This window comes from Burkholderia sp. LFS061, from assembly GCF_047978125.1.
Classification (GTDB): Bacteria; Pseudomonadota; Gammaproteobacteria; order Burkholderiales; family Burkholderiaceae; genus Burkholderia; species Burkholderia pyrrocinia_C.
Map to the genome: position 1 here is coordinate 80,653 of NZ_JBFPFS010000007.1, position 26,949 is coordinate 107,601.

Here is a 26,949-nt window from a genome sequence, read left to right on the forward strand (position 1 = left end):
CGAGATGAACCGCGCCCCTTCCACCCAGACGCCGCACCGCATCGCGCTGCTGTTCAACGCCAACAAGGTCTACGACCGCGAGATCATCAGCGGCATCGGCCAGTACCTGCGCTCGACGCGCGTGGTATGGGACCTGTTCCTCGAAGACGATTTCCGCTGCCGGCTCGCCGGCATCGAGCGCTTCGACGGCGACGGCATCATCGCGGATTTCGACGATCCGGCCGTCGCCGACGCGCTCGCCGGCTCGCCGCTGCCGATCGTCGCGCTCGGTTCGTCGTACGAGGATCCGGCGCAGTATCCGGACGGCGTGCCGTATATCGCGACCGACAACGCGAAGCTCGTGTCGCTCGCATACACGCACCTGATCGGCGCCGGGCTGCCGCACTTCGCGATGTACAGCCTGCCCGTCGCGCAGCAAAACCGCTGGGCGCAGCAGCGCGAACTCGCGTTCGACGGCCTCGCGCGCGCGGACGGCGTCGACGCGCCGATCTACCGCGGACTGTCGACCAGCGCATCGGGCTGGAACCACGCGATCGAGCAGCTGATCGGCTGGCTGCACGCACTGCCGAAACCCGTCGGCGTGATCGCGGTGACCGACGCGCGCGCGCGGCACCTGCTGCAGGCGTGCCTGCTCGCCGGCCTCGCGGTGCCGGAACAGGTCGCGATCATCGGCATCGACAACGATCCGCTCACGCGCACGCTCACGCGGATTCCGCTGTCGTCGGTCATCCAGGGCACCGAGGAAATGGGCCGTACGGCCGCGCACCTGCTGCACCAGATGCTGGGCGGCGCGCGTTTTCCCGACCGGCGGATTCTCGTGCCGCCCGTCGGGATCAACGTGCTCGATTCGACGCGCCACGAGCCGCTCGCGAGCCCGCACGTGATGCGCGCCCGCCACTTCATTCGCCAGTACGCGTGCCAGGGCATCAAGACCGAGCAGGTCGCCGACTACGTCGGTGTGTCGCGCTCGCTGCTCGAAGAGCACTTCCGGCGCGAACTGCAGCGCACCGTGCACCAGGAAATCCTGCGCCACAAGCTCGAAGCGGCGCAGGCGCTGCTCGCCGGCAGGCAGGCGTCGAGCGCCGAGGTCGCGATCCGCTGCGGGTTCACGTCGCTCCAGTACATGTACGCGGTGTTCCGGCGCGAGCTGGGCTGCACGCCGCGCGAATACCAGGAACGCGTGATCGCCGCGCACTGAAGCCCGCCGTTCACATCGAATCATCCTATGCACATCGATACCGAATCCCCCCGCCCGACGCCCGGCGTCGCACGCGTACACTCCGAGCCGTGGGGCACGCTGCCCGACGGCGACACGGTGCGACGCTATACGCTGCGCAACACGCACGGCATGCGCGTCGTCGTCAGCGACCTCGGCGCGACCGTCGTGTCGTGGCTCGCGCCCGATCGCACCGGACGCTTCGCCGATATCGTGCTCGCGCACGACACGCCCGCGGAATATGTCGAATCGGGCGCCTACCTCGGCGCGACGGTCGGCCGCTGGGCGAACCGGATCGCCGGCGCGCGCTTCACGCTCGACGGCGTCGACTACCTGCTCGATCGCAACGAGAACGGCAATCTGCTGCACGGCGGCGCGAGCGGCTTTCACCGCCAGCGCTGGGAAGTCGTCGACGACTGCGGCGGGCTGACGCTGCGACTCGATTCGCCGGAAGGCGACGCGGGTTTTCCGGGCAACGTGAGCGTGCAGGTTCGCTACGCGCTCGACGACGACGGCACGCTGACGATCGACTACACCGGCGTCACCGACGCGCCCACGCCGCTCAACCTCACGAATCACAGCTATTTCAACCTCAGCGGCCGCGCGGGCAGCGACGTGCGCGGCCACGTGCTGAGCATCGACGCCGACGCGTTCCTCGAGGTCGACGACGCGCTGATCCCCACCGGCACCGCCGACGTGACCGGCACGGCTTTCGATTTCCGGCACAGCGCGCCGCTCGGCGCGCGCCTCGACTGGCCGCATGCGCAGCTTGCAAGGGCGCGCGGCTTCGATCACTGCTTCGTGCTGCGCGACGGCGCGCGCGCGGTCAGGCCCGTCGCCGGCATCTACGATCCCGAAAGCGGCCGCGAACTGGTCGTGTCGACCGATCAGCGCGGCCTCCAGCTTTATACCGGCAACTATCTGGACGGCGTGCGCGTGAGGGGCGGCACGCGGTGCGCGCAACACGCCGCGCTGTGCGTCGAAGCCGGCGGTTTTCCGGACCAGGTCAACATGGCCGACCTGCGCGACGACGTCATCCTTCATCCGGGCGCCGTCTATCGTCAGACCACTCTGTACCGGGTAGCCGTTCGCGCGTAACGCGCGCGCCGGCCGCCTTCGACAACAAGCACCGGCGGCCAGGCATCAAACACGTCGCGCGTGCCGCCACCCCGTTGCCCGTCACCGCGCGGCGCGCGCCGTGCGCTCCACTACACGCACTACACGCGCCGCATCGTCGACACCAGCGCCGCGTCCTCTCCGGGCTCGGCCGGCCGCGCGTGCGCGGAGTCGCGCTTCGGCTGCTGCGCGCCGAGTCCCGTGCCGCCCGTGCGCCGCCGCGTTGCGTGCCGCTCGATAACCCTCTGCAGCACGCAGAACACGCACAGCAGCGCGCCGATCACGATCCGCGTCCACCACGAACTCAACGTGCCGTCGAACGTGATCAGCACCTGGATCGTGCCGAGGATGCCGACGCCGAACACCGAGCCGATCACGTAACCCACGCCGCCCGTGAGCAGCGTGCCGCCGATCACCGTCGCGGCGATCGCGTCAAGCTCCATCCCCTGCGCCTGCAGCCCGTAGCCCGACAGCACGTAGAGCGTGAACACCACGCCGCCGAATGACGAACACAGCCCGCTCAACGCATAGACGCCGATCTTCGTGCGCGCGACCGGCAGCCCCATCAGCAGCGCCGAACGCTCGTTGCCGCCGATCGCATAGACGTTGCGGCCGAAACGCGTGAAATGCGCGACGTAGATCGCGACGGCCAGCGTCGCGAGCGCGATCAGCGCGCCCGCGCTCAGCGTGCCGCCGCCGACCGGCACGCTGACGCCCGCGATCGCATGAAACGTCGGCTCGTTGATCGTGATCGACTGCGTCGTGATCAGGAAGCACGCGCCGCGCGCGAGAAACATCCCGGCCAGCGTGACGATGAACGGCTGCAGCCGGAAATAGTGGATCAGCGCACCCATTGCCGCGCCGTACAGCGCGCCGAACGCGAGCACCAGCGGCACGATCACCCATACGGGCCAGTGCAGCCGCTCAGCGCCGACCGCGCAGAAGATCGTTGTCAGCGCAACGACCGAGCCGACCGACAGGTCGATGCCGCCCGACACGATCACGAACGTCATGCCGATCGCGACGATCAGCAGGAACGCGTTGTCGACGAGCAGGCCGGTCAGCACCTGCATCGAGAAGAATCCCGTGTACATCACGGATCCGAAGCCGAACAGCGCGGCGAACAGCACGATCGTCACGACGATCGGCAGCGTGCGCGGGTCGGCGAGCCGGCCAAGGAATCGGGTCATCGGGGCGTGGCTCCAGAGGTGGCGCGCGAACGCGCGGAAGGCAGCAGCCGCGACGCATGCCGGACCACGAGCGCGCGCGCCGCGTCCGACTGGATCAGCGTCACGACGATCACGACGACCGCCTTGACGACCAGCGTCGCCTCCGGCGGCACGCCGATCGAATAGGTCGTGTAGGTCAGCGTCTGGATGATCAGCGCGCCGAGCACCGAGCCGGCGAGGCTGAAGCGGCCGCCGAGCAGCGACGTGCCGCCGAGCGTCACCGCGAGGATCGCGTCGAGTTCGAGCAGCAGCCCCGCGTTGTTGCCGTCGGCGCTGCGCACGTTGGAACTCGCGAGGATGCCCGCGACCGCCGACATCACGCCGGAGCACAGGTACACGCCGAACACGACCGCGCCCGAGCGCAGCCCGACGAGCCGCGTCGCAACCGGGTTCACGCCGATCGCGCGGATGAACAGCCCGAGCGCCGTGCGGTTCACCAGCAGCGCGGTCGCGGCGATCGTCGCGAGCGCGATCCACACCGAGCACGGCACGGTCGCCAGATAACCGCCGCCGAGCGCCAGATAGCCGGGCGCGCCGATCGGAATGATCTGGCCGCCCGTCAGCAGTTGCGCGATGCCGCGGCCGGCCACCATCAGGATCAGCGTCGCGATGATCGGCTGCATCCCGACGAACGCGACGAGCAGGCCGTTCCACGCGCCCGCGAGCAGCCCGACGCCGAGCGCGGCGGCCAGCGCCGTGCCGACCCGCGACGGATCGCCTTCGAGCACGATCGCCGCGGCCGCGCCGGCAATCGCGACGATCGCGCCGACGGAGATGTCGATCCCGCGCGTCGCGATCACGAGCGTCATGCCGAGCGACACGATCACGAGCGGCGCCGCCCGGTTCAGGATGTCGATCGGCGCGCCGAACAGGTGGCCGTCGAGCAGCGCGATCGACAGGAAGCCCGGACGATGCGCGACGTCGAGCGCGAACAGCAGCGCAAGCGTCAGCAACGGCCACGCGAGCGGATGACGAAACAGCGTGCGTACACGCATCATGACTGGCCTCCCGCGATCAGCCGGTAAACCTGCTCCTCCGACGCGTCGGCGCCGGTCAGTTCGGCGACCTTGCGCCGGTCGCGCAGCACCGCGATCCGGTGGCTCACGCGCACGACCTCGCCGATCTCCGACGAGATGAACAGGATCGCGAGCCCGGTCGCGCACAGCGCGAGCACGCGCTCCATGATGTCGAACTTCGCGGCGACGTCGATGCCGCGTGTCGGCTCGTCGAGAATCAGCAGCTTCGGGTCCGTCGCGAGCCAGCGCGCGAGCAGCACCTTCTGCTGGTTGCCGCCCGACAGCAGCCCGATCGGCTGCTCCGCGTCGCGCGCCTTGATGCCGAGCCGCGCGATGTACGACTCGGCGATCTCGCGCTGGCGCGCGCGCCCGATCAGCCGCCACCAGCCGCGCCGCGCCTGCAGCGCGAGGACGATGTTCTCGCGGATCGACAGCGCGGCGACGATGCCCTCCTTCTTGCGGTCTTCCGGGCAATACGCGATCCCGTGCCGGACCGCATCGTGCGGCGACGCAAGCCGCTTGCGCGCGCCGTCGATCTCGATCGCGCCGGTGTCGGTGCGCTCCGCGGCGAACGCGAGCTGCGCGGTTTCGGTGCGCCCCGAGCCGAGCAGCCCGGCCAGCCCGACGATTTCGCCGGGCCGCACGTCGAGATCGAGCGGGCTCATCATCCCGCGCCGGCCGACCTGCCGCATCGACAGGAACGGCGCGGCAGTGCCGGCGGCGCGCTCGACCGCGGCGGCGCCCGCCTGCAGCGTGTCGGACATTCGTTCGCGGCCGGTCATCTTCGCGACCAGCACGTCGACCGGCAGGTCGCGCGCCAGGTACTCGCCTTCGCGCTCGCCGTTGCGCATCACGGTGATCCGGTCGGACACCGCATAGGTCTGCTCGAGGAAATGCGTGACGAACAGGATCGCGATGCCCGATGCCTTCAGCCGGCGCAGCACGTCGAACAGCCGCGCGACCTCACCGTCGTCGAGGCTCGACGTCGGCTCGTCGAGTATCAGCACGCGCGCATCGACCGACACGGCACGCGCGATCGCGACCATCTGCTGCACCGCGATCGGATACGCGTCGAGCGAGCGCGTGACGTCGAGCGACAGGTCGAGTTCGGCCAGCGCGGCGCGCGCCCGTGCATGGATCGCGTTCCAGTCGATCGCGCCGCGCCGCGTCGGCTGCCGGCCCGCGAAGATGTTCTCGGCGACCGACAGGTTCGCGCACAGGTTCACTTCCTGATACAGCGTCTGGATTCCGGCCGCCTCGGCCTCGCGCGGCGCGGCGAAGCGCACCGGCTCGCCGCCGACGCGAATCTCGCCCGCGTCGTGCGCATGCACGCCGGTGAGCACGTTGATCAGCGTCGACTTGCCCGCGCCGTTCTGGCCCATCAGTGCGTGGATCTCGCCCGGAAACAGCCGGAAACTCACGCGCTGCAGCGCGCTGACGCCCGGAAACGCCTTGTCGATGCCGGTCATCTCGACCACCGGCGGATGCGTCATGAACCCTCCCTCGGAGCGGTTGCCGGACGACGGCGTGCCACGCCGCCGCCCGCACGGACATCAATATTTGCGGGTCGGCAGCACCTGCGCCGCGACGCTCATCGGGAACACCGTCTCGTTCGTCACGATGCGCTTGGGCAGCGGCTTGCCGGCGACGACGTCCTTCACCGCGCTCATCAGCTGCGGGCCGAGCAGCGGGCTGCATTCGACGTCGACGTTGATCTTGCCGGCGATCATCGCCTGGAAGCCGCCCTTCGTCGCATCGAACGACACGACGCTCACGTCCTTGCCGGGCTTGATCCCGGCCTCTTCCATCGCCTGGATCGCGCCGAGCGCCATGTCGTCGTTGTGCGCGTAGACGACGTTGATCTGCTTGCCGTAGGTCTTCGCGAACGCTTCCATCACCTGCTTGCCGCCGGCGAGCGTGAAGTCGCCGCTCTGCGACGCGATCACCTTGAACTTCGGATTGCTTTTGATCACTTCGAGCAGCCCGGCGCGGCGATCGTTGGCCGGTGCCGAGCCGACCGTGCCCTGCAGCTCGACGATGTTGATCGGGCCCGCGTCGTTCTTGTAACGCTCTTCCATCCAGTGGCCGGCGCGCCGCCCTTCCTCGAGGAAGTCCGAGCCGATCATCGTCACGTACAGCGACGGATCCTTCACGTCGACCGCGCGGTCGGTCAGGATCACCGGGATGTGCGCGGCCTTCGCTTCGGTCAGCACCGGCTCCCAGCCCGATTCGACGACCGGCGAGAACGCGATCACGTCGACCTTCTGCGCGATGAACGAGCGGATCGCGCGGATCTGGTTTTCCTGCTTCTGCTGCGCGTCCGAGAATTTCAGGTTGATGCCGGCGTCCTTCGCCGCACCCTTCACCGACACGGTGTTCGCGGTGCGCCACGCGCTTTCCGCGCCGACCTGCGAGAACCCGAGCGTGATCGGCTTTTGCTGCGCGAATGCGCCGGGCGCGAGTACCGTCGCCGCGGCGACGATCGCACCGGCCGCCAGCTTCCTGATGAATGTCATGGTCCGTCTCCAATGATGTCGTTGTATGCCGCGGCGCTGTTCTGTTTCTGCGTGGCGCGCGCGGTTCAGGGCTGTGCCGGGCAGCGTGTCCGGCCGGCCCGGCCCGGTATGCATGCCCCGGATCAGTCTAGGAACAAGTCCGATAACCTTCCAATGAAATCTTGGATTGAAGCGATATCGGAATCGGCATACGTATAAACACCTAAGCGCGCGGGGGCGCCTGGAGCGGTGGCGGACGACGCGCCGCCCCCGAAACCGGGAACCAGGACGGCCATCGCCGCGGCGCTCGACGAGACTCAGTTCCGGCGGGCCACCGCCGTCCTGTCGGTCTCGCCGCTCGAATTCGACGCGACGCCGGCGGCATGCGCCCGCGTCGGATTCAACTCGCGCAGCACGCTGGCGCGCCCGCCGTCGTCATCGGACAATTGCGGCTGCCCGCGCGCAAACGCCGGCGCGATCGCCGCCGCGAGCAGCGCGGCGATCGCCAGTCGGGAAAGGAACTTCATCGCCCGACTCCCGGCTTACTGCGCGCTGACGGTCGGCACGGACGCCGACGCGGTCGCGACGCCCGGCTCGCCGTGCGCGATTGCGTAAAGCTCGCGATTGCGCGCGATCGTCCGCGTGCTCGGCGGATAGTCCCAGTTCGACGTGGGCACGGTGCCGTCGCGCTGCGCCTGGACCAGATCGGCGATCACGTCGGCGCGCGTCAGGCCCGACGACGACGTCTGTGCGAAAGCGGCGACCGGCGTGCCGATTGCGAGTGCGAGCAGCGCGGCGGCTGCGATCAGTCTGCGATTCATGATGAAACTCCCGAGAACGGTTCGATGAGGACGCATCGTCGATGCGCCGCCGGCGGGACCGCGGATGCGTTTTCGCCGCCTGACACGTTCATTCTGGTGATCGCGGCCGGCGCGACGCTGACCGCCGGATGACAATTTCGAAATCTGCGGCGCGGCACGCAGATAACAGCTTCGTAATCTTCGAGTCAGGGTCGGGTCAATGCGGCATCGTCAGACTGCATGCTCGTCGCATCGAATGCGGCACCCCTGCCCTGCTTCGAGGAAAACATCATGTGGATCGTCCGGCTGGCGTTACGCAGGCCCTATACGTTCGTCGTGCTCGCGCTGCTGATCTTCATCGCGGGACCGCTCGCGCTCCTGCGCACGCCGACCGACATCTTTCCGAACATCGACATCCCGGTCGTCAGCATCGTCTGGTCGTACAACGGCTTCTCCGCCGAGGACATGGCCAAGCGCATCACGTCGAACTACGAGCGCGCGCTCACGTCCGACGTCGACGACATCGAGCACATCGAGTCGCAGTCGCTGAACGGCGTGTCGGTCGTGAAGATCTTCTTCCACCCCGGCGCGGACATCAATCGCGCGATCGCGGAAGCCGCGAGCAATTCAGCGTCGATCCTGCGGATCCTGCCGCCCGGCACACTGCCGCCGAACATCATCACGTACAACGCGTCGACGGTGCCGATCCTGCAGCTCGGGCTGTCGAGCGACACGCTCGCCGAGCAGCAGCTCTACGACCTCGGCAACAGCTTCATCCGCACGCAGCTCGCGACCGTGCAGGGCGCGGCCGTGCCGCTGCCGTTCGGCGGCAAGATCCGCCAGATCGTCGTCGATCTCGATACGCGCGCGCTGCAGGCGAAGGGGCTCGCGCCGATCGACGTCGTGAACGCGATCAACGCGCAGAACCTGATCCTGCCCGGCGGCACCGCGAAAATCGGCACGCGCGAATACAACGTGCAGATGAACGGCAGCACGCAGACGGTCGCCGCGCTGAACAACCTGCCGGTGAAGACGATCGGCGGCAGCGTCGTGTATGTGCGCGACGTCGCGCACGTTCGCGACGGCTACGCACCTCAGACCAACATCGTGCGCGCCGACGGCAAGCGCGCGGCGCTGCTGACCGTCGAGAAAACCGGCAGCGCGTCGACGCTGACGATCATCGACCAGGTCAAGACGATGCTGCCGAAGATCGCGGCCGGCCTGCCGAAGGCGCTGCACATTTCGGCGCTCGGCGATCAGTCGGTGTTCGTGAAAGCGGCGATCCAGGGCGTCGTGCGCGAGGCGCTGATCGCCGCGTGCCTCACCGCGCTGATGATCCTGCTGTTCCTCGGCAGCTGGCGCGCGACGCTGATCATCGCGGTATCGATTCCGCTCGCGGTGCTCACGTCGCTGCTTGCGCTGGCCGCGCTCGGCCAGACGATCAACATCATGACGCTCGGCGGGCTCGCGCTCGCGGTCGGGATTCTCGTCGACGATGCCACCGTCGCGATCGAGAACATCACGCATCACCTCGAACGCGGCGCGCCGCTCGAAGACGCGATCCTGACCGGCGCGGGCGAGATCGCAGTGCCGACCTTCGTGTCGACGCTGTCGATCTGCATCGTGTTCGTGCCGATGTTCCTGCTCACGGGCGTCGCGCGCTACCTGTTCGTGCCGATGGCCGAGGCGGTGATCTTCGCGATGGTCGCGTCGTATTTCTTCTCGCGCACGCTGGTGCCGACGCTCGCGATGGCGCTGATGCGCGCGAAGGGGCACGGCCAGCCGCCGCGCGGCGTGTTCGCCCCCCTCGTGCATTTGGCGCGTTTCCAGGCCGCGTTCGAGCATCGCTTCGAGGCGGTGCGGCTGCGCTATCGCGCATTGCTGTCGGCGGCGATCGCGCGCCGCCGCCGTTTCGCGGCGGCCTTCCTGCTCGCATGCGTCGCATCGACCGCGCTGTTCGCGTTCGCCGGGCAGGATTTCTTCCCGTCGGTCGACACCGGCGAGATCCGCCTGCACCTGCGCGCGCCGACCGGCACGCGGATCGAGGAAACCGCGCGCCTGACCGACGAAGTGGAAGCGCGCATCCACGACGTGATTCCCGCGAACGACATCGCGAGCGTGCTCGACAACATCGGCGTGCCGGTCAGCGGGATCAACCTCACGTACGACTCGTCCGACCCGATCGGCACCGAGGATGCCGACGTGATGATCACGCTGAAACCGAACCACGCGCCGACCGCCGCCTATGTCGCGAAGCTGCGCAACCTGCTCGCGCAGTCGTTCCCCGGCGTGACGTTCGCGTTCCTGCCGGCCGACATCGTCAGCCAGATCCTCAACTTCGGGCTGCCCGCGCCGATCGACATCCAGATCGTCGGCAACAAGCTCGACCAGAACCGCGCGGTCGCGAACGCGCTGCTCGCGAAGCTGCGCGGCGTGCGCGGCCTCGTCGACGCGCGCATCCAGCAGCCCGGCGACGAGCCGGCCATCAACGTGAACGTGGATCGCACGAAGGCGATCCAGGCCGGCCTCGAACAGCGCGACGTCGCGCAGAACCTGCTGATCGCGCTGTCCGGCAGCTCGCAGACGACGCCGAACTTCTGGCTCGACCCGCGCAACGGCGTCAGCTATCCGCTGCTGGTGCAGTCGCCGCAGTATTCGGTCGATTCGCTGCAGGCACTCGCGAACGTGCCGCTGCCGGCGGGCACCGCGCGTTCGCCGCAGACGCCGGCCGGCGGCCCGGCGGCCGGCGCGCCCGCGCAGAACCTGCTCGGCTCGCTCGGCAGCTTCTCGCGCGCGACGCAGCAGGCGGTCGTATCGCACTACAACGTGCAGCCGGTGCTCGACATCTTCGCGTCGGTGCAGGGACGCGATCTCGGCGGCGTCACGGCCGACGTGACCAAGCTCGTCGACGATGCGCGCGCGCAGTTGCCGCCCGGTTCGTCGATCGTGCTGCGCGGCCAGGTGCAGGCGATGCACGAGTCGTTTGCCGGGCTGCTCGGCGGCCTCGCGCTCGCGATCTCGCTCGTCTACCTGCTGATGGTCGTCAACTTCCAGTCGTGGCTCGACCCGCTCGCGATCGTCGGCGGCCTGCCCGCGTCGCTCGCCGGCATCGCATGGATGCTGTTCGTCACGCGCACGACGCTGTCGGTGCCCGCGCTGACCGGCACGATCCTGTGCATCGGCATCGCGACCGCGAACAGCATCCTCGTCGTCAACGCGGCGCGCGAGCTGATGGCGGGCGGCGCGCCGCCGTGGCAGGCCGCGCTCGACGCAGGCTTCAGCCGCTTCCGCCCGGTCGTGATGACCGCGCTCGCAATGCTGATCGGCATGCTGCCGATGGCGCTCGGCCTCGGCGACGGCGGCGAACAGAACGCGCCGCTCGGCCGCGCGGTGATCGGCGGGCTGGCGTTCGGCACGCTGTCGACGCTGCTGTTCGTGCCCGTCGTGTTCGGCTTCATCCATGCATGGCTCGAACGGCGCCGCGATGCGGCCGCCGCGCGCCGCGCGCAGGACACGCCGGCATTGCGCTGATCGCGACTTCACCTCGACTCCCTTCGACTCGCCCGACCCAGAACCCATCATGAACGACTCGACCGAACCTCTCGCCCCGCCGCCGGCCGCCAAAGCGGACACGGCACCGTCAACCGCGCGCGACACGGCGCCCGACACCACGCCGCCACGCCGCGGCCGCAAGCTGGCCGTTCCGCTCGTCGCGATCGCGGCGGCCGCCGCGCTGCTGGCCGCCGGCATCGTGCCGCGCATCGACGCGCGCGCCGCGCAGCGCGTGCAGGTCGCCGCGCAGCAGGCGCTGCCGGTGTCGGTGATCCTGCCGGGCGCGGCGCCCACCGACCAGACGCTGACGCTGCCGGGCTCGGTGATGCCGTACGCGGAAGCATCGATCTATGCGCGCACGAGCGGCTATATCGCGCACTGGAGCACCGACATCGGCGCACACGTGAAAGCCGGGCAGACGCTCGCGCAGATCACGGCACCCGACCTCGACGCGCAGTTGCGGCAGGCGCGCGCCGACGCGGCGACCGCGCAGGCGAACTACGACTACGCGAAATCGACCGCGCAGCGCTGGCAGGACATGCTGAAGACGCAATCGGTGTCACAGCAGGACACCGACACGAAGGTCGCCGACATGAACGCGAAGCGCGCGATGCTGGCCTCCGCGCAGGCGAACGTCGCGCACCTGACCGAGCTGGTGTCGTACGAATCGGTCGCGGCGCCGTTCGACGGCGTGATCACCGCGCGCAACGTCGACGTCGGCACGCTCGTCACCGCGGGCGGCACGCCGGGCAGCCCCGGCCTGTCCGGCGAACTGTTCCATCTCGAACAGACCGGCACGCTGCGCGTGTTCGTCGACGTGCCGCAGGACAGCGCGGCAGGCGTGACGACCGGGACCGCCGTCTACCTGACCACGCAGCAGTATCCGGGGCGGCGCTTCGCCGCGCGCGTCGCGCGCAGCGCGGGCGCGATCGATCCGGTCACGCGCACGCTGCGCGTCGAGATCGACGTCGACAACGGCGACGGCGCGCTGATGCCCGGCGCGTATGCGCAGGCGCACCTGCTCGTGCCGAGCGCGGCCCCGGCGTTCGAGCTGCCCGTCGGCGCGCTGCTGTTCCGGCCGAACGGCGTGACGGTCGCGACCGTTGCCGCGAACGGCACCACCGCGCTGAAGACCGTGCAGATCGGGCGCGATTTCGGCACGCGCGTCGAGATCGTGTCGGGGCTCGCCGCGAGCGATCGCGTGATCGACAACCCGGGCGATTCGATTGCCGCCGGCGAGGCCGTGAAGATCGTGTCGGCCGCGCCGGCGGTGCAAACGGGCCCGGCAACCGGCGCAGCGGCAGCGTCTGGCGCGGCTGCGTCGACGCCTGCCGCCGTCGCGGTGCCGGCTTCGATGCCGGCAGCAGCTTCAACGCCCGTTCGCGGCTGATCCGTTCACGAACACTCACGAGATACCCATCATGCGCTTCCTCCGTCCGCTTCCGTTCACCCGCCGCGTCGTCGCGCTCGGCGTCGCCGCCGCGTTGTCCGCGTGCTCGACATTGCCGCCCTATTCGCCGCCCGCCGTCGCCGTGCCCGCGCACTATGCGGGCATACCGGCTTCGGGCATACCGGCTTCGGGCATACCGGCTTCGGGCGTACCGGCTGCGGGCATACCGGCATCGGGCATACCGGCTGCGAACGCCCCCGCCGCCCAGCCGGGCTGGAACGTCGCGGCGCCGGCCGATGCCGCATCGCGCGGCGCATGGTGGACCGTCTTCGACGATGCCGACCTGAACGCGCTCGAAGCGCGTGTCGACGTGTCGAACCAGACCGTGAAGAAAGCCGTCGCCGATCTCCAGCAGGCGCGCGCGATGGTCGACTACCAGCATGCGGGGTTCCTGCCGACCGTCACGGCCGGCGTTGCGCAGAGCCGCGCGCGCCTGTCGCAGAACAAGCTCGGCTCGTCGCTCGCCGGCAAGACGACGCCCGACTATCAGGCCGGTGTGGCCGCGAGCTGGGAACCCGACTTGTTCGGCCGCGTGCGCGACGCGGTGACGGGCGCGCAGGCGAACGCCGACGCGAGCGCGGCCGACCTGCAGGCCGTGAAGCTGTCGGTCACGGCCACGCTCGCGACCGACTATTTCGCGCTGCGCTCGCTCGATACGCAGAAGCAGCTGCTCGACGATACGGTGCGTGCGTATGCGGACGCGCTGAAGCTGCTGAAACAGCAGCTCGCGGCCGGCGCGATCGACGCGTCGGCCGTCGCGCAGGCCGCGACGCAACTCGAATCGACCCGCACGCAGGATACCGACATCGATGCGTCGCGGGCGCAGCTCCAGCACGCGATCGCGACGCTCGTCGGCGAAAGCGCGTCGACGTTCGCGCTGCCGCCGCGCGTGCAATCGTTCGACGTGCCGGCGATCCCGGCCGGCGTGCCGTCGCAACTGCTCGAACGGCGGCCCGACATCGCGGCGGCCGAGCGCCGCGTCGCGGCCGCGAACGCGCAGATCGGCGAGGCCCGCGCCGCGTTCTTTCCCGATCTCGTGCTGTCGGCGAGCGCCGGGCTTGAAAGCTCGTTCTTCGCGCCGTGGCTCACCGCACCGAGCCTGTTCTGGTCGCTCGGCTCGCAGCTCGCCGGCACGCTGTTCGACGGCGGCCGCCGCAGCGCGTCGCTGCGCGGCGCGCATGCGCAATACGACAGTACGGTCGCCGATTACCGGCAAACCGTGCTGGTTGCGTTCCAGCAGGTCGAGGATCAGTTGTCCACGCTCGATGCGCTCGCGTCGGAAGCCGGCAGCCAGCAGCGCGCGACCGATGCGGCCGACCTGTCGCTGCGGCTGACGACCAACCGCTTCAACGCGGGTGCCGTCAGCTACCTCGATGTCGTGACCGCACAGACGATTGCGCTGACGAACCGGCGTCTGTCGGACCAGATCGCTGCGCGCCGGATGGAGGCGGCGGTCGGGTTGCTGACCGCGCTGGGCGGCGGCTGGCATACCGGTGCAGATGCGGGTGCGGACGCAACCGCCGCCGCGCACACGGCCGCTACGCCGTCGGCGTCTTGATGAACGTCAGGATGAACCGCGTGCCGGCCGCATCGCTCTCGACACGTGCGGTGCCGCCGTGCAGTTCCATCACCGACCGCACGATCGCGAGGCCGAGCCCGGCCGTGCCGCCCGGCACGCCGCCGCTGCGCGCGGGGTCGCCCCGCACGAAGCGGTCGAAAATGCGCGGCAGCAGCGCGGGATCGATCGGTTCGCCCGGGTTCGAGACGACCACGTACACCGCGTCCGCCGTTTCGTCGACGCGCAGCACGATCACGCCGCCCGCCGGCGTATAGCGCAGCGCATTCGCGAGCAGGTTGCTGACCGCGCGGCGGAACAGTTCGAGATCGGCGGTCAGCCGGCCGTGCCCGTCGACGCGCAGCATCGAACCGGCTTCGTCCGCAAGCCCTTCGAAATAACCGGCGATGCGCTCCAGTTCGTCGTGCACGTCGAAGGCGCGCTGCCGCGTGACGAAGCCGGGATGCTCGGCGCGCGCGAGAAACAGCACGTTCTCGATCATCCGCGCGAGACGGTCGTATTCCTCGAGATTCGATTCGAGCAGCGCCTGGTATTCGCCGGCGGAACGCGGCCGCGCCAATGCCACCTCGGTCGCGCCGCGCATGTTGTTCAGCGGCGTGCGCAGGTCGTGCGCGAGATCCGCGCTGAATTGCGACAGGTGCCCGAACGCCTGCTGCAGACGGCCGAGCATCGCATTCTGCGCGTCGACCAGCGCCGTCAGCTCGCGCGGCGCGCGCGATGCATCGAGCCGCGTATCGAGCTTGTCGACGGTGATCCGGCCCGTGTTCGCGACGATCTCGCGCAGCGGCGCGAGCGCCTTGCGGATCAGCCAGTAGCTGAGCAGCATCGCGAACAGCGCGCCCAGGCCGCCGGCGATCTTCAGCTTGTCGCGGTAGCCGTCGAGCAGTTCGACGCGATCGCTCATGTTGCGCGCGATCGCGATCCGGATCTTCGTGCGGTCGCGCAACGCGGCCTCGGCGACGACGCCGCGCACGGGCGTGCCGCCGTCGGCGGTCCACGTCGCGATCCGGTCGGCGGTAATCCGTTCGTTCGCGGGCACCGGCGTCGCGTGCGGCGGAAACAGTTCGGCATCGGGCAGCACCGGCAGCGCGGGCGACGATGCGCCGGCTGCCGTCCCGGGCAGATCCCCGAGCGCGGTCCGCTCGACGTTGTGGCGCGCGAGTATGCTGCCCTGCCCGTCGACGACGGCCAGCGACAGCGCCTCGTTGCCGAGCACCTGGCTCGTCAGCCGGTCCGCATGCGCGCGCACCGCGTCGAGCGAATCGAGTTCGGCCGCCAGCCGGCGCGTATGCCGCGCGGCGAGCACGATGTCGAAGTCGTCCTGCGTGCTCACCTGCCGCTCGAGGCCGGTGTACACGTATGTGCCGACAAGCGCGAATACGGCAAGCAGGGTCGCGCCGAACCCGAGCGCGAGCGTCGCGCCAAGCGAGCGGCCGAGCGTCATGCGGCTTCCTTCGGTTCGAGCACGTAACCGACGCCGCGCACCGTATGAATCAGCTTGACCGCGAACTCGTCGTCGATCTTCGCGCGCAGCCGGCGAATCGCGACCTCGACGACGTTGGTATCGCTGTCGAAATTCATGTCCCACACGTACGACGCGATCTGCGTGCGGCTCAGCACTTCGCCCTGCCTGCGCGCGAGCAACTGCAGCAGCGAGAATTCGCGCGGCGTCAGGTCGATTCGCACCGTGCCGCGCTTCACGCGGCGGCGCACGACGTCGATATCCAGGTCGCCCACCGAAATGCGCTCCGTCTCGCGCGGCGGCCCGCGGCGCGCGAGCGTGCGGATCCGCGCGAGCAGCTCGACGAACGCGAACGGCTTCACGAGGTAGTCGTCCGCGCCGAGTTCGAGGCCGTGCACGCGGTCCTGCACGTCGTCGCGCGCGGTCAGGAACAGCACGGGCGTCGCGTGCGTGTCGCGCAGCCGCTTGAGCACGCTCCAGCCGTCGAGCACGGGCAACATCACGTCGAGCACGATCACGTCGTAGCTCTCTTCCTGCGCGAGTGTCAGGCCCTCGCCGCCGTCCTTCGCGAGATCGACGCTGAAGCCCGATTCCTCGAGCCCTTTCTTCAAGTACGCGCCGGTCTTCGGTTCGTCTTCGACTATCAGGATGCGCATGATCGACTCCGTCGCATTCGGTGGTGACATGCGCCGATGTTACCGGGAAACGGCGCGGGCGAACGGCAGCGCGCAAGCGCGCCACGCCCGGATGACGAAACCGTAATCGGCGGGTCAGGGTGGTGACGGCCGCGGCGGCCAGAATTCGAAGCGTGGGCCTATCCCCACTCGCCCGTTCACTCATCCATCCAGGAGCCGTCATGAAACTCGTCGCCGCTTTCGTCGTTGCCACGCTGAGCCTGCCGTTCGGCACGCAGGCCTTCGCCCAGTCCACGCAGGCGCCGCTCACGCGCGCCGAGGTGCGCCATCAACTGATCGATGCCGAAGCCGACGGCCTGCTGCCGTCGAACCGGAACGACTATCCGCCGTCGCACGCGGAGATCGCGCGAAATCGCCAGATTTTCGCGATCCAGCATCACGACGCGACGCCGATCGCGACGGCTTCGGCCGGAAATTGATCGCGGCACGTCATCGGCATCCGGCCGACAGCCGGATGCCGGGCCGGCCCACGATGCACTTGCACCCGACGCCAAGGCCCGCGCACTGGCCCGTTTCTTCATCGCCAGGCCATCCGAAGACCAACTGGCGCGCGCCGGTCGAACGATCGCGCCAGGCACGCTGCGGGTTCGTGCACGGCCCGCTCGCCCCTTCGATATCGATGCGCCAACCGCTGCCACGGCGCGTTTCGCTGCGCCATGTCGTACGCGGCCGAGTAGCGACGCCCGCTCGCAAACGCCCGATTCGGCACCACACGCAGCGCTCGAACCCGTGTCGTTTATGACCGAATTGCGGGCGCATGACCGATAGCCGGTTGCGCCCGATTCTCTAAACTGGTTCGCACAACACGCCTGCCCGGTGTCGCCCGCTGCGCGCGTCATCCCACCGACATCGAGGCCCCCCTAGACATCCGCCTTCGCTGTCTATCGGGCCCGCACTACTTCGTCGCGGGTCTGCCCGGCCGGCCGCCAAGGCAATTCCAGGAGAGTTCATTGAGCCAGTCGCAAGCGCACCCCGCGAAAGCCCGGTCTTCGCGCAAGTCCGTCAAGCTGGACGACATCACGATCGTCGACCCTGCCGTCCTCAAGCGCGCGGTGGGCGCAATGGCGTTCGGCAATGCGATGGAATGGTTCGACTTCGGCGTGTACAGCTATATCGCCGTCACGCTCGGCAAGGTGTTCTTCCCGTCCAGCAGCCCGTCCGCGCAACTGCTCGCGACCTTCGGCACGTTCGCGGCCGCGTTCCTCGTGCGCCCGCTCGGCGGCATGGTGTTCGGCCCGCTCGGTGATCGTATCGGCCGCCAGCGCGTGCTTGCCGCGACGATGATCATGATGGCCGTCGGTACCTTCGCGATCGGCCTGATCCCCAGCTATGCATCGATCGGCATCATGGCGCCCGTGCTGCTGCTCGTCGCACGTCTCGTGCAGGGCTTCTCGACCGGCGGCGAATACGGCGGCGCGGCCACCTTCATCGCCGAATTCTCGACCGACAAGCGCCGCGGCTTCATGGGCAGCTTCCTCGAATTCGGCACGCTGATCGGCTATACGCTCGGCGCGGCGACGGTCGCGCTGCTGACCGCGACGCTATCGCAGGACGCGCTGTTGTCGTGGGGCTGGCGCGTGCCGTTCTTCATCGCCGGGCCGCTCGGCCTCGTGGGCCTCTACGTCCGGCTGAAGCTCGAGGAAACGCCCGCATTCAAGAAGGAAGCCGAAGCACGCGAGGCGGACGAACGCGCGCGGCCGAAGCAAGGCTTCGCGACGCTGCTCGCCGAACAATGGAAGCCGCTGCTGCAATGCGTCGGCCTCGTGCTGATCTTCAACGTGACCGACTACATGGCGCTGTCGTATCTGCCGAGCTACCTGTCGGCGACGCTGCACTTGCGCGAATCGCACAGCCTGTTCATGGTGCTGTTGGTGATGGTGCTGATGATGCCGATGACGCTGTATGCGGGGCATCTGTCGGACAAGGTCGGCCGCAAGCCGGTGATGATGGCCGGCTGCGTGGGCCTGCTCGTGCTGTCGGTGCCGGCGCTGATGCTGATCCGCACCGGCGGCATGCTGCCCGTGTTCGGCGGGATGCTGATCTACGGCACGTTGCTGTCGACGTTCACGGGCGTGATGCCGTCGGCGCTGCCGGCGCTGTTCCCGACGCGGATCCGCTACGGCGCGCTCGCGATCGGCTTCAACGTGTCGGTATCGCTGTTCGGCGGCACGACGCCGCTCGTCACCGCGTGGCTGGTCGATCGCACCGGCGACCTGATGATGCCCGCGTACTACCTGATGGGCGCGTCGTTCATCGGCATCGTGTCGGTGCTCGCGCTGCGCGAGACTGCGCGCCAGCCGCTGCCCGGTTCCGGGCCGTGCGTGTCGAGCCGTGCGGAAGCGCTGAGCCTCGTTCGCGGCGGTGCCGAACAAGCCCGCGTGCCAGGCAGGAAATTCACGCCGGTCAGCGAGCGAGCGTGACGCGGTTCGGCGTGATGCGGCGCCGCGCGCCAGGCTCGGGCTGAAGACCGCCACGACACGCTCGCGAAACAGAACCACCGCATCGTCCGTCGTCGAACGTGCCCGGATCGCGCCTGCCTGTTTCAGCCGGCGTGCGCGATACGAAAGACCGACATCGCGGCCTGCATCGCGCCGGCCTGATGCTCGAGCGCAGTCGCGGCGGCACTGGCCTGTTCGACCAGCGCCGCGTTCTGCTGCGTCATCTGATCCATCTGGGTGACTGCCTGGCCGACCTGGTCGATGCCGGCGCTTTGCTCAACCGTCGCCGTCGTGATTTCGGTCATGATCGTCGCGACGCGTCGCACCGACGACACGATCTCGCCCATCGCATGCCCCGCCTGCGCGACGAGCGCGTTGCCGTCACGCACATCGTCGATCGACGCGCCGATCAGTTCGCGGATCTCGCGCGCGGCGGTCGCGCTGCGCTGCGCGAGCGTCCGCACCTCGCCCGCGACCACCGCGAAACCTCGACCGTGCTCGCCCGCGCGCGCCGATTCGACCGCCGCATTGAGCGCGAGGATATTGGTCTGGAATGCGATCCCGTCGATCATCCCGGTGATCTCCGCGATCTTCTGCGAGCTTGCATTGATCACGCCCATCATGTCGACCGCGCGGCCGACCAGTTCGCCGCCGTGCTGCGCGAGGTCCGCCGCGCCCGCGGCGAGCGTGCTCGCCTGCTGCGCATTGTCCGCGTTCTGGCGAACCGTCGACGTCAGCTGCTCCATGCTCGCGGCCGTTTCTTCGAGCGACGCGGATTGCTGCTCGGTGCGGCTCGACAGATCGAGGTTGCCCGCGGCTATCTCGCGCGCGGCCGTGTGGATCGCATCGCTGCTGTCGCGCACGCCGGCGACGGTCGCCGCGAGACCGCGCTGCATCCGCTTCATCGCCGCGAACAACTGGCCGATTTCATTGCTGCCGGCGTCCGGCACGTTCACGGTCAGGTCGTTCGATGCGATCCGGTCGAGCAGCGCGGCCACGTTCGCAAGCGGCCTCGACACGATCCGGCGCAGCGCGAAGTGCGTCGCGACGATCAGCGCGAGCGCAAGCGCGACGCCGATGCCGACCATCGCGACGATGCGCGTGTAAGCGTCGTTGTCGTCGCCGATCGTTTCTTCCGACAGACGGTTCGCGAGGCGCTGGAATTTCTCGACGTTCGCCGAGTAGACCTGGCCGGCGATCGTGATCTCCTTGTCGTTGATCGTTGCGTACGCAGCGGTATCGCCGTTGCGAAGCGCATCGCTCGCGCGTGCGAGGACGGCGGCCAGATGCGTCGACGATTCGACCAGTGCCCGCTTCAGGTCCGCGTCGATACCGGCGGCCGACGGAGCGCGCTGAAACGCCTGCGTTTCCTTCGCGGACAAATCGAACGTCCGCTGCGCGCTTTGCAGCGCCGAGTCGCGCTGCGCCGGGTCGTTGTGCTCCTTCAGCGCCGCGTAGGCGCGCACGAGTGCCGAGCGCGTACGGGTACTGTCCTTGTATGCGTCGTTGACGAGCAACGCCTGGGTGGCGATTTCATGCAGGCGCTTCGCATTCGTGTTCGCGTTTCCGAGTGCAGCGATTCCGACGATGCCGCCGATGACGATCATCGTTGCAAAGGCAGCGAGCACGGCGAGCAAACTGTTTTTTACCTTCAGATCACGCATGATGGATCGGCTCTCGAAGTTTTCCCATGTCGGTTAACGGCAGCCGTTTCGCCACCTTGAGTCGATGCGCCGGAATTTCGACGAGCGACCGCGCATCGCGTTCGCTGCGCACGACGGTCGCGCTCGAGCACAACACATTGCAAAACGGGCGGCACGCGGCCGACACCGCCCGTTCCGCCGTTTTCCCGTCAGTTCGTCCCGTCGTACGTGACGATCTCCACCCAGTTCGCGCCCTTGCCGACCGGGTATTTGCCGATTTCGTCGAGGCGGCCCGTGCCGCGGTCGATCCGGTAGACGGCAAGCGTCGGCGACAGTTGCCCGGCCGCGAGCAGATAGTTGCCCGACGGGTCGATGCCGAAGCCGCGCGGCTGCTTCTCGGTGGCGAACGTGCCGATCCGCGCGAGCTTGCCCGACGCGGCGTCGACGCGATATGCGGCGAGCGTGCTCGACGTGCGCTCCGACGCATACAGGAATCGCCCGTCCGGCGTCAGGTGCAGGTCCGCGCCCCACGGCTTGTCGCCATGGAAATCCGGCGGCAGGATCGATACGGTCTGGATCGGCCGCGCGTCCGCGCCGCCGCGCGACAGCGCGAGCACGTGCAGCTTGCCGTCGAGTTCGTCGATCAGGTATGCAAAGCGCCCGTTCGACGAAAACACGAAATGGCGCGGGCCGGATTTCTCCGGCAGCCGGTACGCCGGCGTCGCGACGTCGGTCAGCGTCCCCGTCGACGCATCGAACGGCAGCCGCAGCCACGCATCGGCACCGAGCACCGACGCGAACGCGTGGCGGCCGTCCGGCGATTGACGGATCGCGTGCGCCATCGGGCCGGTCTTCACCGTCTGCTGCACGTCGGCCGCGACGCCGTTCGCGTCGATCCGGTTCACTGCGAGCAGGTTGCCGCCATACGACGCCGAAAACAGATAGCGGCCCGACGCATCCGTCGAGACATAAGCCATGCTGTCGGCGAGCGGCGCGCGGCCGAGCTCGATCAACCGTCCGTCGAGCGGGTTGATCGCGAAGCTGATGACGCGGTACGGCGTCGAGCGCAGCGCCGCATAGAGGCGATGATGATCGGGCGACAGCGCCATCGGCATCACGGTGCCGCCGACCGGTACGGTTTCGATCGCGGTCAGCGCGCCGTTCGACGTGTCGATGCCGAACACCGAGATGTCGCGGCTGTCGCCGTTCGATACGTACGCATACGTCGCCGCGTGCGCGAGCGACGCGACCATCCCGAATGCGGCCGCGGCAACGGCAACGGCAACGGCGCGCCGGAGTGTTTTCGTGTTCATGAGTCTTCAGGTGAAGGAAAGCGAACGACACACGCAACTGCGGCGCCGGACAACCTCGATCGTCCGGCGCCGCGATGGGTGAAGACAAGCGCAACGCGCGATCAGAACACCGCGTGCCCGCTGATGACGCTCGGCAGCCAGGTCGAGAAGAACGGCATGTACGTGACGATGTTGATCGCACTGAAGATCGCGAGGTAGTACGGCCACGCCATCTTCGTGGTCTCGCCGATCGACACGTTGCCGATCGCGCAGCCGACGAACTGCACCGAGCCGATCGGCGGATGCACGAGGCCGAGCGAGCAGTTCAGCAGCAGCATGATCCCGAACTGCACCGGCCCGACGCCGCACGCCATCGCGATCGGCAGGAACAGCGGCGTCGTGATCAGGATGTGCGCGGCCATGTCGACGAACGTGCCGAGGAACACCTGGATGATGTTGATGTACAGCAGCATCAGCCAAGGCGCTGCGGTCGACTGCTTCAGCAGCCCTTCGATCGCATCCGGGATCTCCAGGTACGACATCTGGAAGCGCAGCATGTTGGACACCGCGATCAGCAGCAGCACGACACCCGTCGTACGCGCCGCATGCGACAGCGCGCGGCGCAGCTTCTCGACCGTCAGCGTGCGGTAGACGATCGCGGTCAGCACGAGCGAGTACACGACGGCGATCGCGGCCGCTTCGGTCGCGGTTGCAATCCCCTTCGCGACGCACACGAGGATGATCGCGATCACCATCAGCCCGGGCACCGCGCCGACGAAGCTGCGCAGCACCGCATACCAGCCGGGAAACGCGGGCAGCGCGGACGAGCCGTCCGCACGGCGCGGATAGCCGTGACGCACGGCCTGCCAGTACGCGGCCGCGAGCACGAAGCCCATCACCCACAGCACGGGCAGCAGCCCCGAGAACAGCAGGTCGCCGATCGACACGCCGCTCACCGGCTGGCCGTGCAGCATCCCCGTGATCCCCTGCGCGGCGAACGCATAGATGATCATGTTGGTCGACGTCGGCATCAGCGCGCCCGCGAGCGACGCATGCGTCGTCACGTTGACCGCGTACGCGGCGCTGTAGCCTTCGCGCTTCATCAGCGGAATCACCACGCCGCCCATCGCCGACGTATCGGCGGTCGGCGAGCCCGACACGCCGCCGAACAGCGTGCACGCGACGACGTTCGCCATCCCGAGGCCGCCGCGGAAATGGCCGACGGTCGCCTGCGCGAAGCGCAGGATCCGGTCCGCGATGCCGCCGTGCAGCATCAGCTCGCCCGAGAAGATGAAGAACGGCACCGCGAGGAACGAGAACGCATTCATCCCCGAGATCATCGCCTGCATCGCGGTCGCGATCGGCAAGCCTTCCACCATATAGGTCAGCACGCAGGCTATCCCGAGCGCGAACGACACGGGCACGCCGAGCACGAGGAAAATCAGAAAACTGACGGACAGGATCGCGAGTTCCATGGCGTTATTGTCCCGACGAAGAACGACGAAGCGCGAGCAGGTGCTCGAGCGAGAAAAGGATGATCGCGACCGCCGCGGGCATCGTGATCAGGTAGCGCACGCCTTCGGGCAGCCCGATGATCGGAATGCGGTCGCCCATCGTCTCGGCGGCCATGCTGCCGCAGCCGACCATGATCGCGATCGCGAACGCGATCAGGCTCAGGTGCTGGATCGCGACGACCGCGGTGCGCGCGTTCGGCGGCAGCCGGCGCACGAGCGAATCGAGGCCGATATGGCCGCCGTCGCGCACCTTCATCGCCGCGCCGAACATCGCGATCACGATCACCAGCAGCAGCGCGATCGGCTCGACGAAATCCGGTGCGTTCTCGAACACGTAGCGCATCACCACCGCGTAGAACACCAGCATCGTCAGCACCGCGAGACAGGCCGACGCGATCACGGCCAGCACGCGGAACAGCACGTCGTTCACGCAGCGCAGGAGCGGCGCGGCGTGCGGCCGCGCCGGCGCCGCGCCGTCCGGGGCGGCGGCCGGCGAACTAGCGGCCGCCGCGCTGTTCAGGGAAGTGCGACGCGTCACTTGGTCGCCTCGATCTCGTCGACGATCTGCTTCATCTGCGGCGTCTTTTCATACTTCGTCCACAGCGGCTGCATCGCCTTCACGAACGCCGCGCGGTCGATCTGCGCGGCCGGCAGAATCTTCGCGCCGCCCTTCGCCACCGCCTGCTGCGCGGACGCCTCGCGCGCGGTCCACAGCTTCTGGTAGTACGGCACCGATTCGGCCGCTGCCTTCCGGATCGCCGCCTGCTCCTGCGGCGACAGCGTGTCCCAGATTTTCTTCGAGAACACCAGCACCTCCGGCGTCATCGCGTGCTGCGTCTCCGAATAGTCGGGCGCCACTTCGTAGTGCTTCGTTTCCTCGTACGACGGCAGGTTGTTTTCCGCCGCGTCGACGAGGCCCGTCTTCAGGCCCGTGTACACCTCGGCGAACGGCATCGGCGTCGGCGTGCCGCCCATCGCCCTGATCTCGTCGACCATCAGGTCGGACGGTTGCACGCGCACCTTCAGCCCCTTCATGTCGGCCGGCGTGCGCACCGGGCGCTTCGCGTAGATCGAGCGCGCGCCGCTCTCGTAGAACGTCAGCGCGATCATCCCCTTCGCGGTGAACGCATCGAGGATCTTCTGGCCGGCCGGGCCGTACATCGCCTTGCGGAAATGATCGACGTCGCGGAACAGGAAAGGGAACGACGGGATCAGCGATTCCGGCACGATCTCGTTGAACGACGCGCCGTTCACGCGCGCCATGTCGATCGCGCCGATCCGGACCTGGTCGACCGTGTCCTTTTCGGAACCGAGCGCGCTGTTGCCGAACACCTTGATCGAATCCTTGCCGCCCGTCTGCTTCGACAGTTCGTCGCCCATGAACTTCACCGCCATGTTGGTCGGGAAGTTGTCGCCGTGCACGTCCGCCGAGCGGAACACGCGCGCCTGCGCGGACATCGCGAAGCCGGCCAGCAGCGCGACGGCCAGTGCGGTACGGGAACCGGTGAATCGATGCTTCATGGTGAGTCTCCTTGATGGTCGTTCGTTGTTGTGCGGCGATCCGTCGGCATGCGCGTTCGGCGGCGATGCGCTCTCCCCTGAGCCGCAGAGTCATACGTCGTATGATGTGTTGACGGGAATGTACGTCGGTTAATCGTTTAACTCACTTGGTGCATACCCCTATAACCACTGCCGCCGGGGGTTTTCGGCAGAGGTCTGGGATCGCATTCTCTGTTCTGGCGGTTTTCGGCGAAACGTTTTCCGGAAATGGGTCCGCGCTTGAGTCAGGTGCCAGCGTGGCTGGTTTCCCGACGCCGGAAAGCAATCTTTCGCTTCGGTTGCCTTCGTTATAGGATGACTGACCACGACGCAAGCACGCCCGCGCGCGGCCAAGAGCACGTGCCGGCACACGCATCGTGTGCGGCGGAACGACGAAGGTTCGGGAGGAATCCGTGCAAGCGCGGGCGCTTGCCGCGCCGTCACGTCTGCATGACCAGCGACGTCAGTTGCGCCGCGCGTGCCACATCCGTCTTCGCGTAGATCGATTTGATCTGCGCGCGGACCGTGCCGATCGACACGCCGCGCAGCGCCGCGCATTCCTGCGGCGACAGCCCGTCGCAGCACAGCAGCACGGCGAGATCGGCTTCGGCCGACGACAGCCCGTAGAACACGCGCAGCCGCTGCGCGCGGGCCGCCGGCGAACGCAGGTCGGCGGCCGTCATCAGTGCCGCGACGCCGGGCCGTTCACGCAGGAGGCGCGACTGTTCGGGAATCGGCATCAGCGCAAGCAACAACGGTTCGCCCGTCGCACGGCGCAGCAGCAACCCGCCGCACTCGAACGCGTGCCGCCATTGCGCATCGTCGACGCAGCCTTCCGGCGCGAAGCGCCCGTTCACGATCCGCATTGCCGGTTCCGCCGCGATCAGTTGATCGGCCGCGCGATTCGTATAACGCAGTTCGCGATGCGCGCCGAGCAGGAACACCGGTACCGGAATCGCATCGAGCGCCGATTCCGCAGCGGCCACGCGTGCCTCGAGTTCCCCGATGCGCGCCTGGATCCGCAGCGCGCGGCTGATATGCGTACCCATGATTTCGATCGCGCGGCGCTGATCGCCGGATAGCCCTTGCGATTCGGGGCCGCTCTGTACGCTGAGGAATGCGCCGCCCCCCGCTTCGCGATGGATATACAGGCCCGAGATGCTGCCGAGCCCATACGGACGCAGGAATTCCTGATAGAACACGCCGTGTGTGCGCTGTAGCGGGGACAGGTGCTTGACGTCCTCGAACCAGCGGCCCGCCGGCCAGTTGCCGGCGACCGGCACGACCGGGTCGTACCGGTAGAACTCGGTGTTGTAGGTGTGATAACACGCGGCGACCCACGACGCGTCGTCGCCGGCCGCCTGCTCGATCGCCGGCACCCTCGCCGCGTCGTCGAACGACAGTAGCGTGGCCATGCGCACGCCAACCGTCGATCGCAGCCCGTCCAGCGCCGTTTCCCATCGCTGATCGCCCAGTGCCGCAGCATAGATGTCATCGATCCATGCCGATGGAATCAATCCGTTCCGTTGCATCTGGCTACCCCGCGCCGTGCGCTTTTGTCGAACGTCTTGCGCGAATCTTACTCAACCAGCGGCATTGTTCAAATTACCGGTGCGCATTTGATTCGGAATACCACGTTTGTTACCGCTTATCGTCAGACGTAATGGCCATTCTCAACAAGCTTTCGGTTCCTTTCCGCACAAATGACGGACCCTGGCACTCGACGACGCCGATCGGGATTGCAGCGCGCATTCCGCGGAATTCATCACGACGCCGGCTATTCATCAGGATCGGCGTATGTCATGATGCAGCGCATGAAGATCCGAAACGCGACGACCCACCTGCACCATCACCACGGACGCCCTCTGTTGCGCCGTGGTTCGTTTCGCATCTAGCACTTGAATCGGGGCTTTCCC

At 68.2% G+C, this 26,949-nt stretch carries 21 protein-coding genes; 7 read left to right on the plus strand and 14 right to left on the minus strand.

Annotated features, from left to right (window positions below; genetic code table 11):
• Positions 1-4 precede the first annotated feature (4 nt).
• Positions 5-1,198: a DNA-binding transcriptional regulator gene (locus ACNQQL_RS08650; RefSeq protein WP_347063848.1), complete on the plus strand. Its 1,194-nt coding sequence runs from the start codon at positions 5-7 to the stop codon at positions 1,196-1,198.
• Between the two features lie 27 nt (positions 1,199-1,225).
• Complete coding sequence (locus ACNQQL_RS08655; RefSeq protein WP_347063849.1) at positions 1,226-2,314, plus strand: aldose epimerase family protein; 1,089 nt, start codon at positions 1,226-1,228, stop codon at positions 2,312-2,314.
• A 119-nt stretch (positions 2,315-2,433) separates the two neighbouring features.
• On the opposite strand, the gene yjfF is transcribed toward ACNQQL_RS08655, so the two are convergent.
• The 6 genes from yjfF to ACNQQL_RS08685 form a co-directional block, all read right to left on the minus strand.
• Positions 2,434-3,522, minus strand: coding sequence for a galactofuranose ABC transporter, permease protein YjfF (gene yjfF, locus ACNQQL_RS08660; protein WP_347063850.1), 1,089 nt, complete (start codon positions 3,520-3,522; stop codon positions 2,434-2,436).
• Positions 3,519-4,559: an ABC transporter permease gene (locus tag ACNQQL_RS08665; RefSeq protein WP_347063851.1), complete on the minus strand. Its 1,041-nt coding sequence runs from the start codon at positions 4,557-4,559 to the stop codon at positions 3,519-3,521. Before ACNQQL_RS08665 ends, yjfF begins: the two co-directional genes overlap by 4 nt.
• On the minus strand, positions 4,556-6,070 hold the full coding sequence (locus ACNQQL_RS08670) for a sugar ABC transporter ATP-binding protein (RefSeq protein ID WP_347063852.1): 1,515 nt from the start codon (positions 6,068-6,070) through the stop codon (positions 4,556-4,558). Before ACNQQL_RS08670 ends, ACNQQL_RS08665 begins: the two co-directional genes overlap by 4 nt.
• 60 nt (positions 6,071-6,130) lie before the next feature.
• Positions 6,131-7,093, minus strand: a complete 963-nt coding sequence (locus ACNQQL_RS08675; protein WP_034182440.1) for an ABC transporter substrate-binding protein — start codon at positions 7,091-7,093, stop codon at positions 6,131-6,133.
• 296 nt (positions 7,094-7,389) lie between these two features.
• Complete coding sequence (locus tag ACNQQL_RS08680; RefSeq protein ID WP_347063853.1) at positions 7,390-7,599, minus strand: hypothetical protein; 210 nt, start codon at positions 7,597-7,599, stop codon at positions 7,390-7,392.
• Between the two features lie 15 nt (positions 7,600-7,614).
• On the minus strand, positions 7,615-7,893 hold the full coding sequence (locus ACNQQL_RS08685; protein WP_072440532.1) for a DUF4148 domain-containing protein: 279 nt from the start codon (positions 7,891-7,893) through the stop codon (positions 7,615-7,617).
• A gap of 270 nt (positions 7,894-8,163) precedes the next feature.
• On the opposite strand from ACNQQL_RS08685, the gene ACNQQL_RS08690 reads away from it, so the two are divergent.
• From ACNQQL_RS08690 to ACNQQL_RS08700, 3 genes are read left to right on the plus strand one after another with little or no spacing between them, the layout of a single operon-like run.
• Complete coding sequence (locus ACNQQL_RS08690) at positions 8,164-11,403, plus strand: efflux RND transporter permease subunit (RefSeq protein ID WP_347063854.1); 3,240 nt, start codon at positions 8,164-8,166, stop codon at positions 11,401-11,403.
• Positions 11,404-11,452: 49 nt separating this feature from the next.
• Positions 11,453-12,814 (plus strand): efflux RND transporter periplasmic adaptor subunit, encoded by a 1,362-nt coding sequence (locus ACNQQL_RS08695; protein ID WP_347063855.1) that lies wholly within the window; start codon positions 11,453-11,455, stop codon positions 12,812-12,814.
• Between the two features lie 31 nt (positions 12,815-12,845).
• A complete protein-coding gene (locus tag ACNQQL_RS08700; RefSeq protein WP_347063856.1) occupies positions 12,846-14,432 on the plus strand; it encodes an efflux transporter outer membrane subunit in 1,587 nt (528 codons plus the stop codon).
• Here the strand turns inward: ACNQQL_RS08700 and ACNQQL_RS08705 are convergent.
• Together ACNQQL_RS08705 and ACNQQL_RS08710 are read right to left on the minus strand one after the other, a co-directional pair.
• Positions 14,413-15,894, minus strand: coding sequence for a heavy metal sensor histidine kinase (locus tag ACNQQL_RS08705; protein ID WP_347063857.1), 1,482 nt, complete (start codon positions 15,892-15,894; stop codon positions 14,413-14,415). The genes ACNQQL_RS08700 and ACNQQL_RS08705 overlap by 20 nt on opposite strands.
• Complete coding sequence (locus tag ACNQQL_RS08710) at positions 15,891-16,568, minus strand: heavy metal response regulator transcription factor (RefSeq protein WP_347063858.1); 678 nt, start codon at positions 16,566-16,568, stop codon at positions 15,891-15,893. The genes ACNQQL_RS08705 and ACNQQL_RS08710 overlap by 4 nt, the downstream gene beginning before the upstream one ends.
• 200 nt (positions 16,569-16,768) lie before the next feature.
• On the opposite strand from ACNQQL_RS08710, the gene ACNQQL_RS08715 reads away from it, so the two are divergent.
• Positions 16,769-17,026: a DUF4148 domain-containing protein gene (locus tag ACNQQL_RS08715; RefSeq protein ID WP_347063859.1), complete on the plus strand. Its 258-nt coding sequence runs from the start codon at positions 16,769-16,771 to the stop codon at positions 17,024-17,026.
• A gap of 531 nt (positions 17,027-17,557) precedes the next feature.
• Positions 17,558-19,027, plus strand: a complete 1,470-nt coding sequence (gene proP / locus ACNQQL_RS08720) for a glycine betaine/L-proline transporter ProP (protein WP_347063860.1) — start codon at positions 17,558-17,560, stop codon at positions 19,025-19,027.
• A 122-nt stretch (positions 19,028-19,149) separates the two neighbouring features.
• Here the strand turns inward: proP and ACNQQL_RS08725 are convergent, their stop codons facing one another.
• The 6 genes from ACNQQL_RS08725 to ACNQQL_RS08750 form a co-directional block, all read right to left on the minus strand.
• On the minus strand, positions 19,150-20,709 hold the full coding sequence (locus tag ACNQQL_RS08725) for a methyl-accepting chemotaxis protein (protein WP_347063861.1): 1,560 nt from the start codon (positions 20,707-20,709) through the stop codon (positions 19,150-19,152).
• Positions 20,710-20,897: 188 nt separating this feature from the next.
• Positions 20,898-22,001 (minus strand): lactonase family protein, encoded by a 1,104-nt coding sequence (locus ACNQQL_RS08730; RefSeq protein WP_347063862.1) that lies wholly within the window; start codon positions 21,999-22,001, stop codon positions 20,898-20,900.
• Positions 22,002-22,102: 101 nt separating this feature from the next.
• The gene (locus tag ACNQQL_RS08735) at positions 22,103-23,455 is read right to left on the minus strand and encodes a TRAP transporter large permease (RefSeq protein WP_072440514.1); all 1,353 of its coding nucleotides are present in this window, start codon (positions 23,453-23,455) and stop codon (positions 22,103-22,105) included.
• Between the two features lie 4 nt (positions 23,456-23,459).
• Positions 23,460-24,032: a TRAP transporter small permease gene (locus tag ACNQQL_RS08740; RefSeq protein WP_204421034.1), complete on the minus strand. Its 573-nt coding sequence runs from the start codon at positions 24,030-24,032 to the stop codon at positions 23,460-23,462.
• The gene (locus tag ACNQQL_RS08745) at positions 24,029-25,015 is read right to left on the minus strand and encodes a TRAP transporter substrate-binding protein (RefSeq protein ID WP_347063863.1); all 987 of its coding nucleotides are present in this window, start codon (positions 25,013-25,015) and stop codon (positions 24,029-24,031) included. Before ACNQQL_RS08745 ends, ACNQQL_RS08740 begins: the two co-directional genes overlap by 4 nt.
• A gap of 458 nt (positions 25,016-25,473) precedes the next feature.
• On the minus strand, positions 25,474-26,448 hold the full coding sequence (locus ACNQQL_RS08750) for a helix-turn-helix transcriptional regulator (RefSeq protein ID WP_347063864.1): 975 nt from the start codon (positions 26,446-26,448) through the stop codon (positions 25,474-25,476).
• Positions 26,449-26,949: the final 501 nt, after the last annotated feature.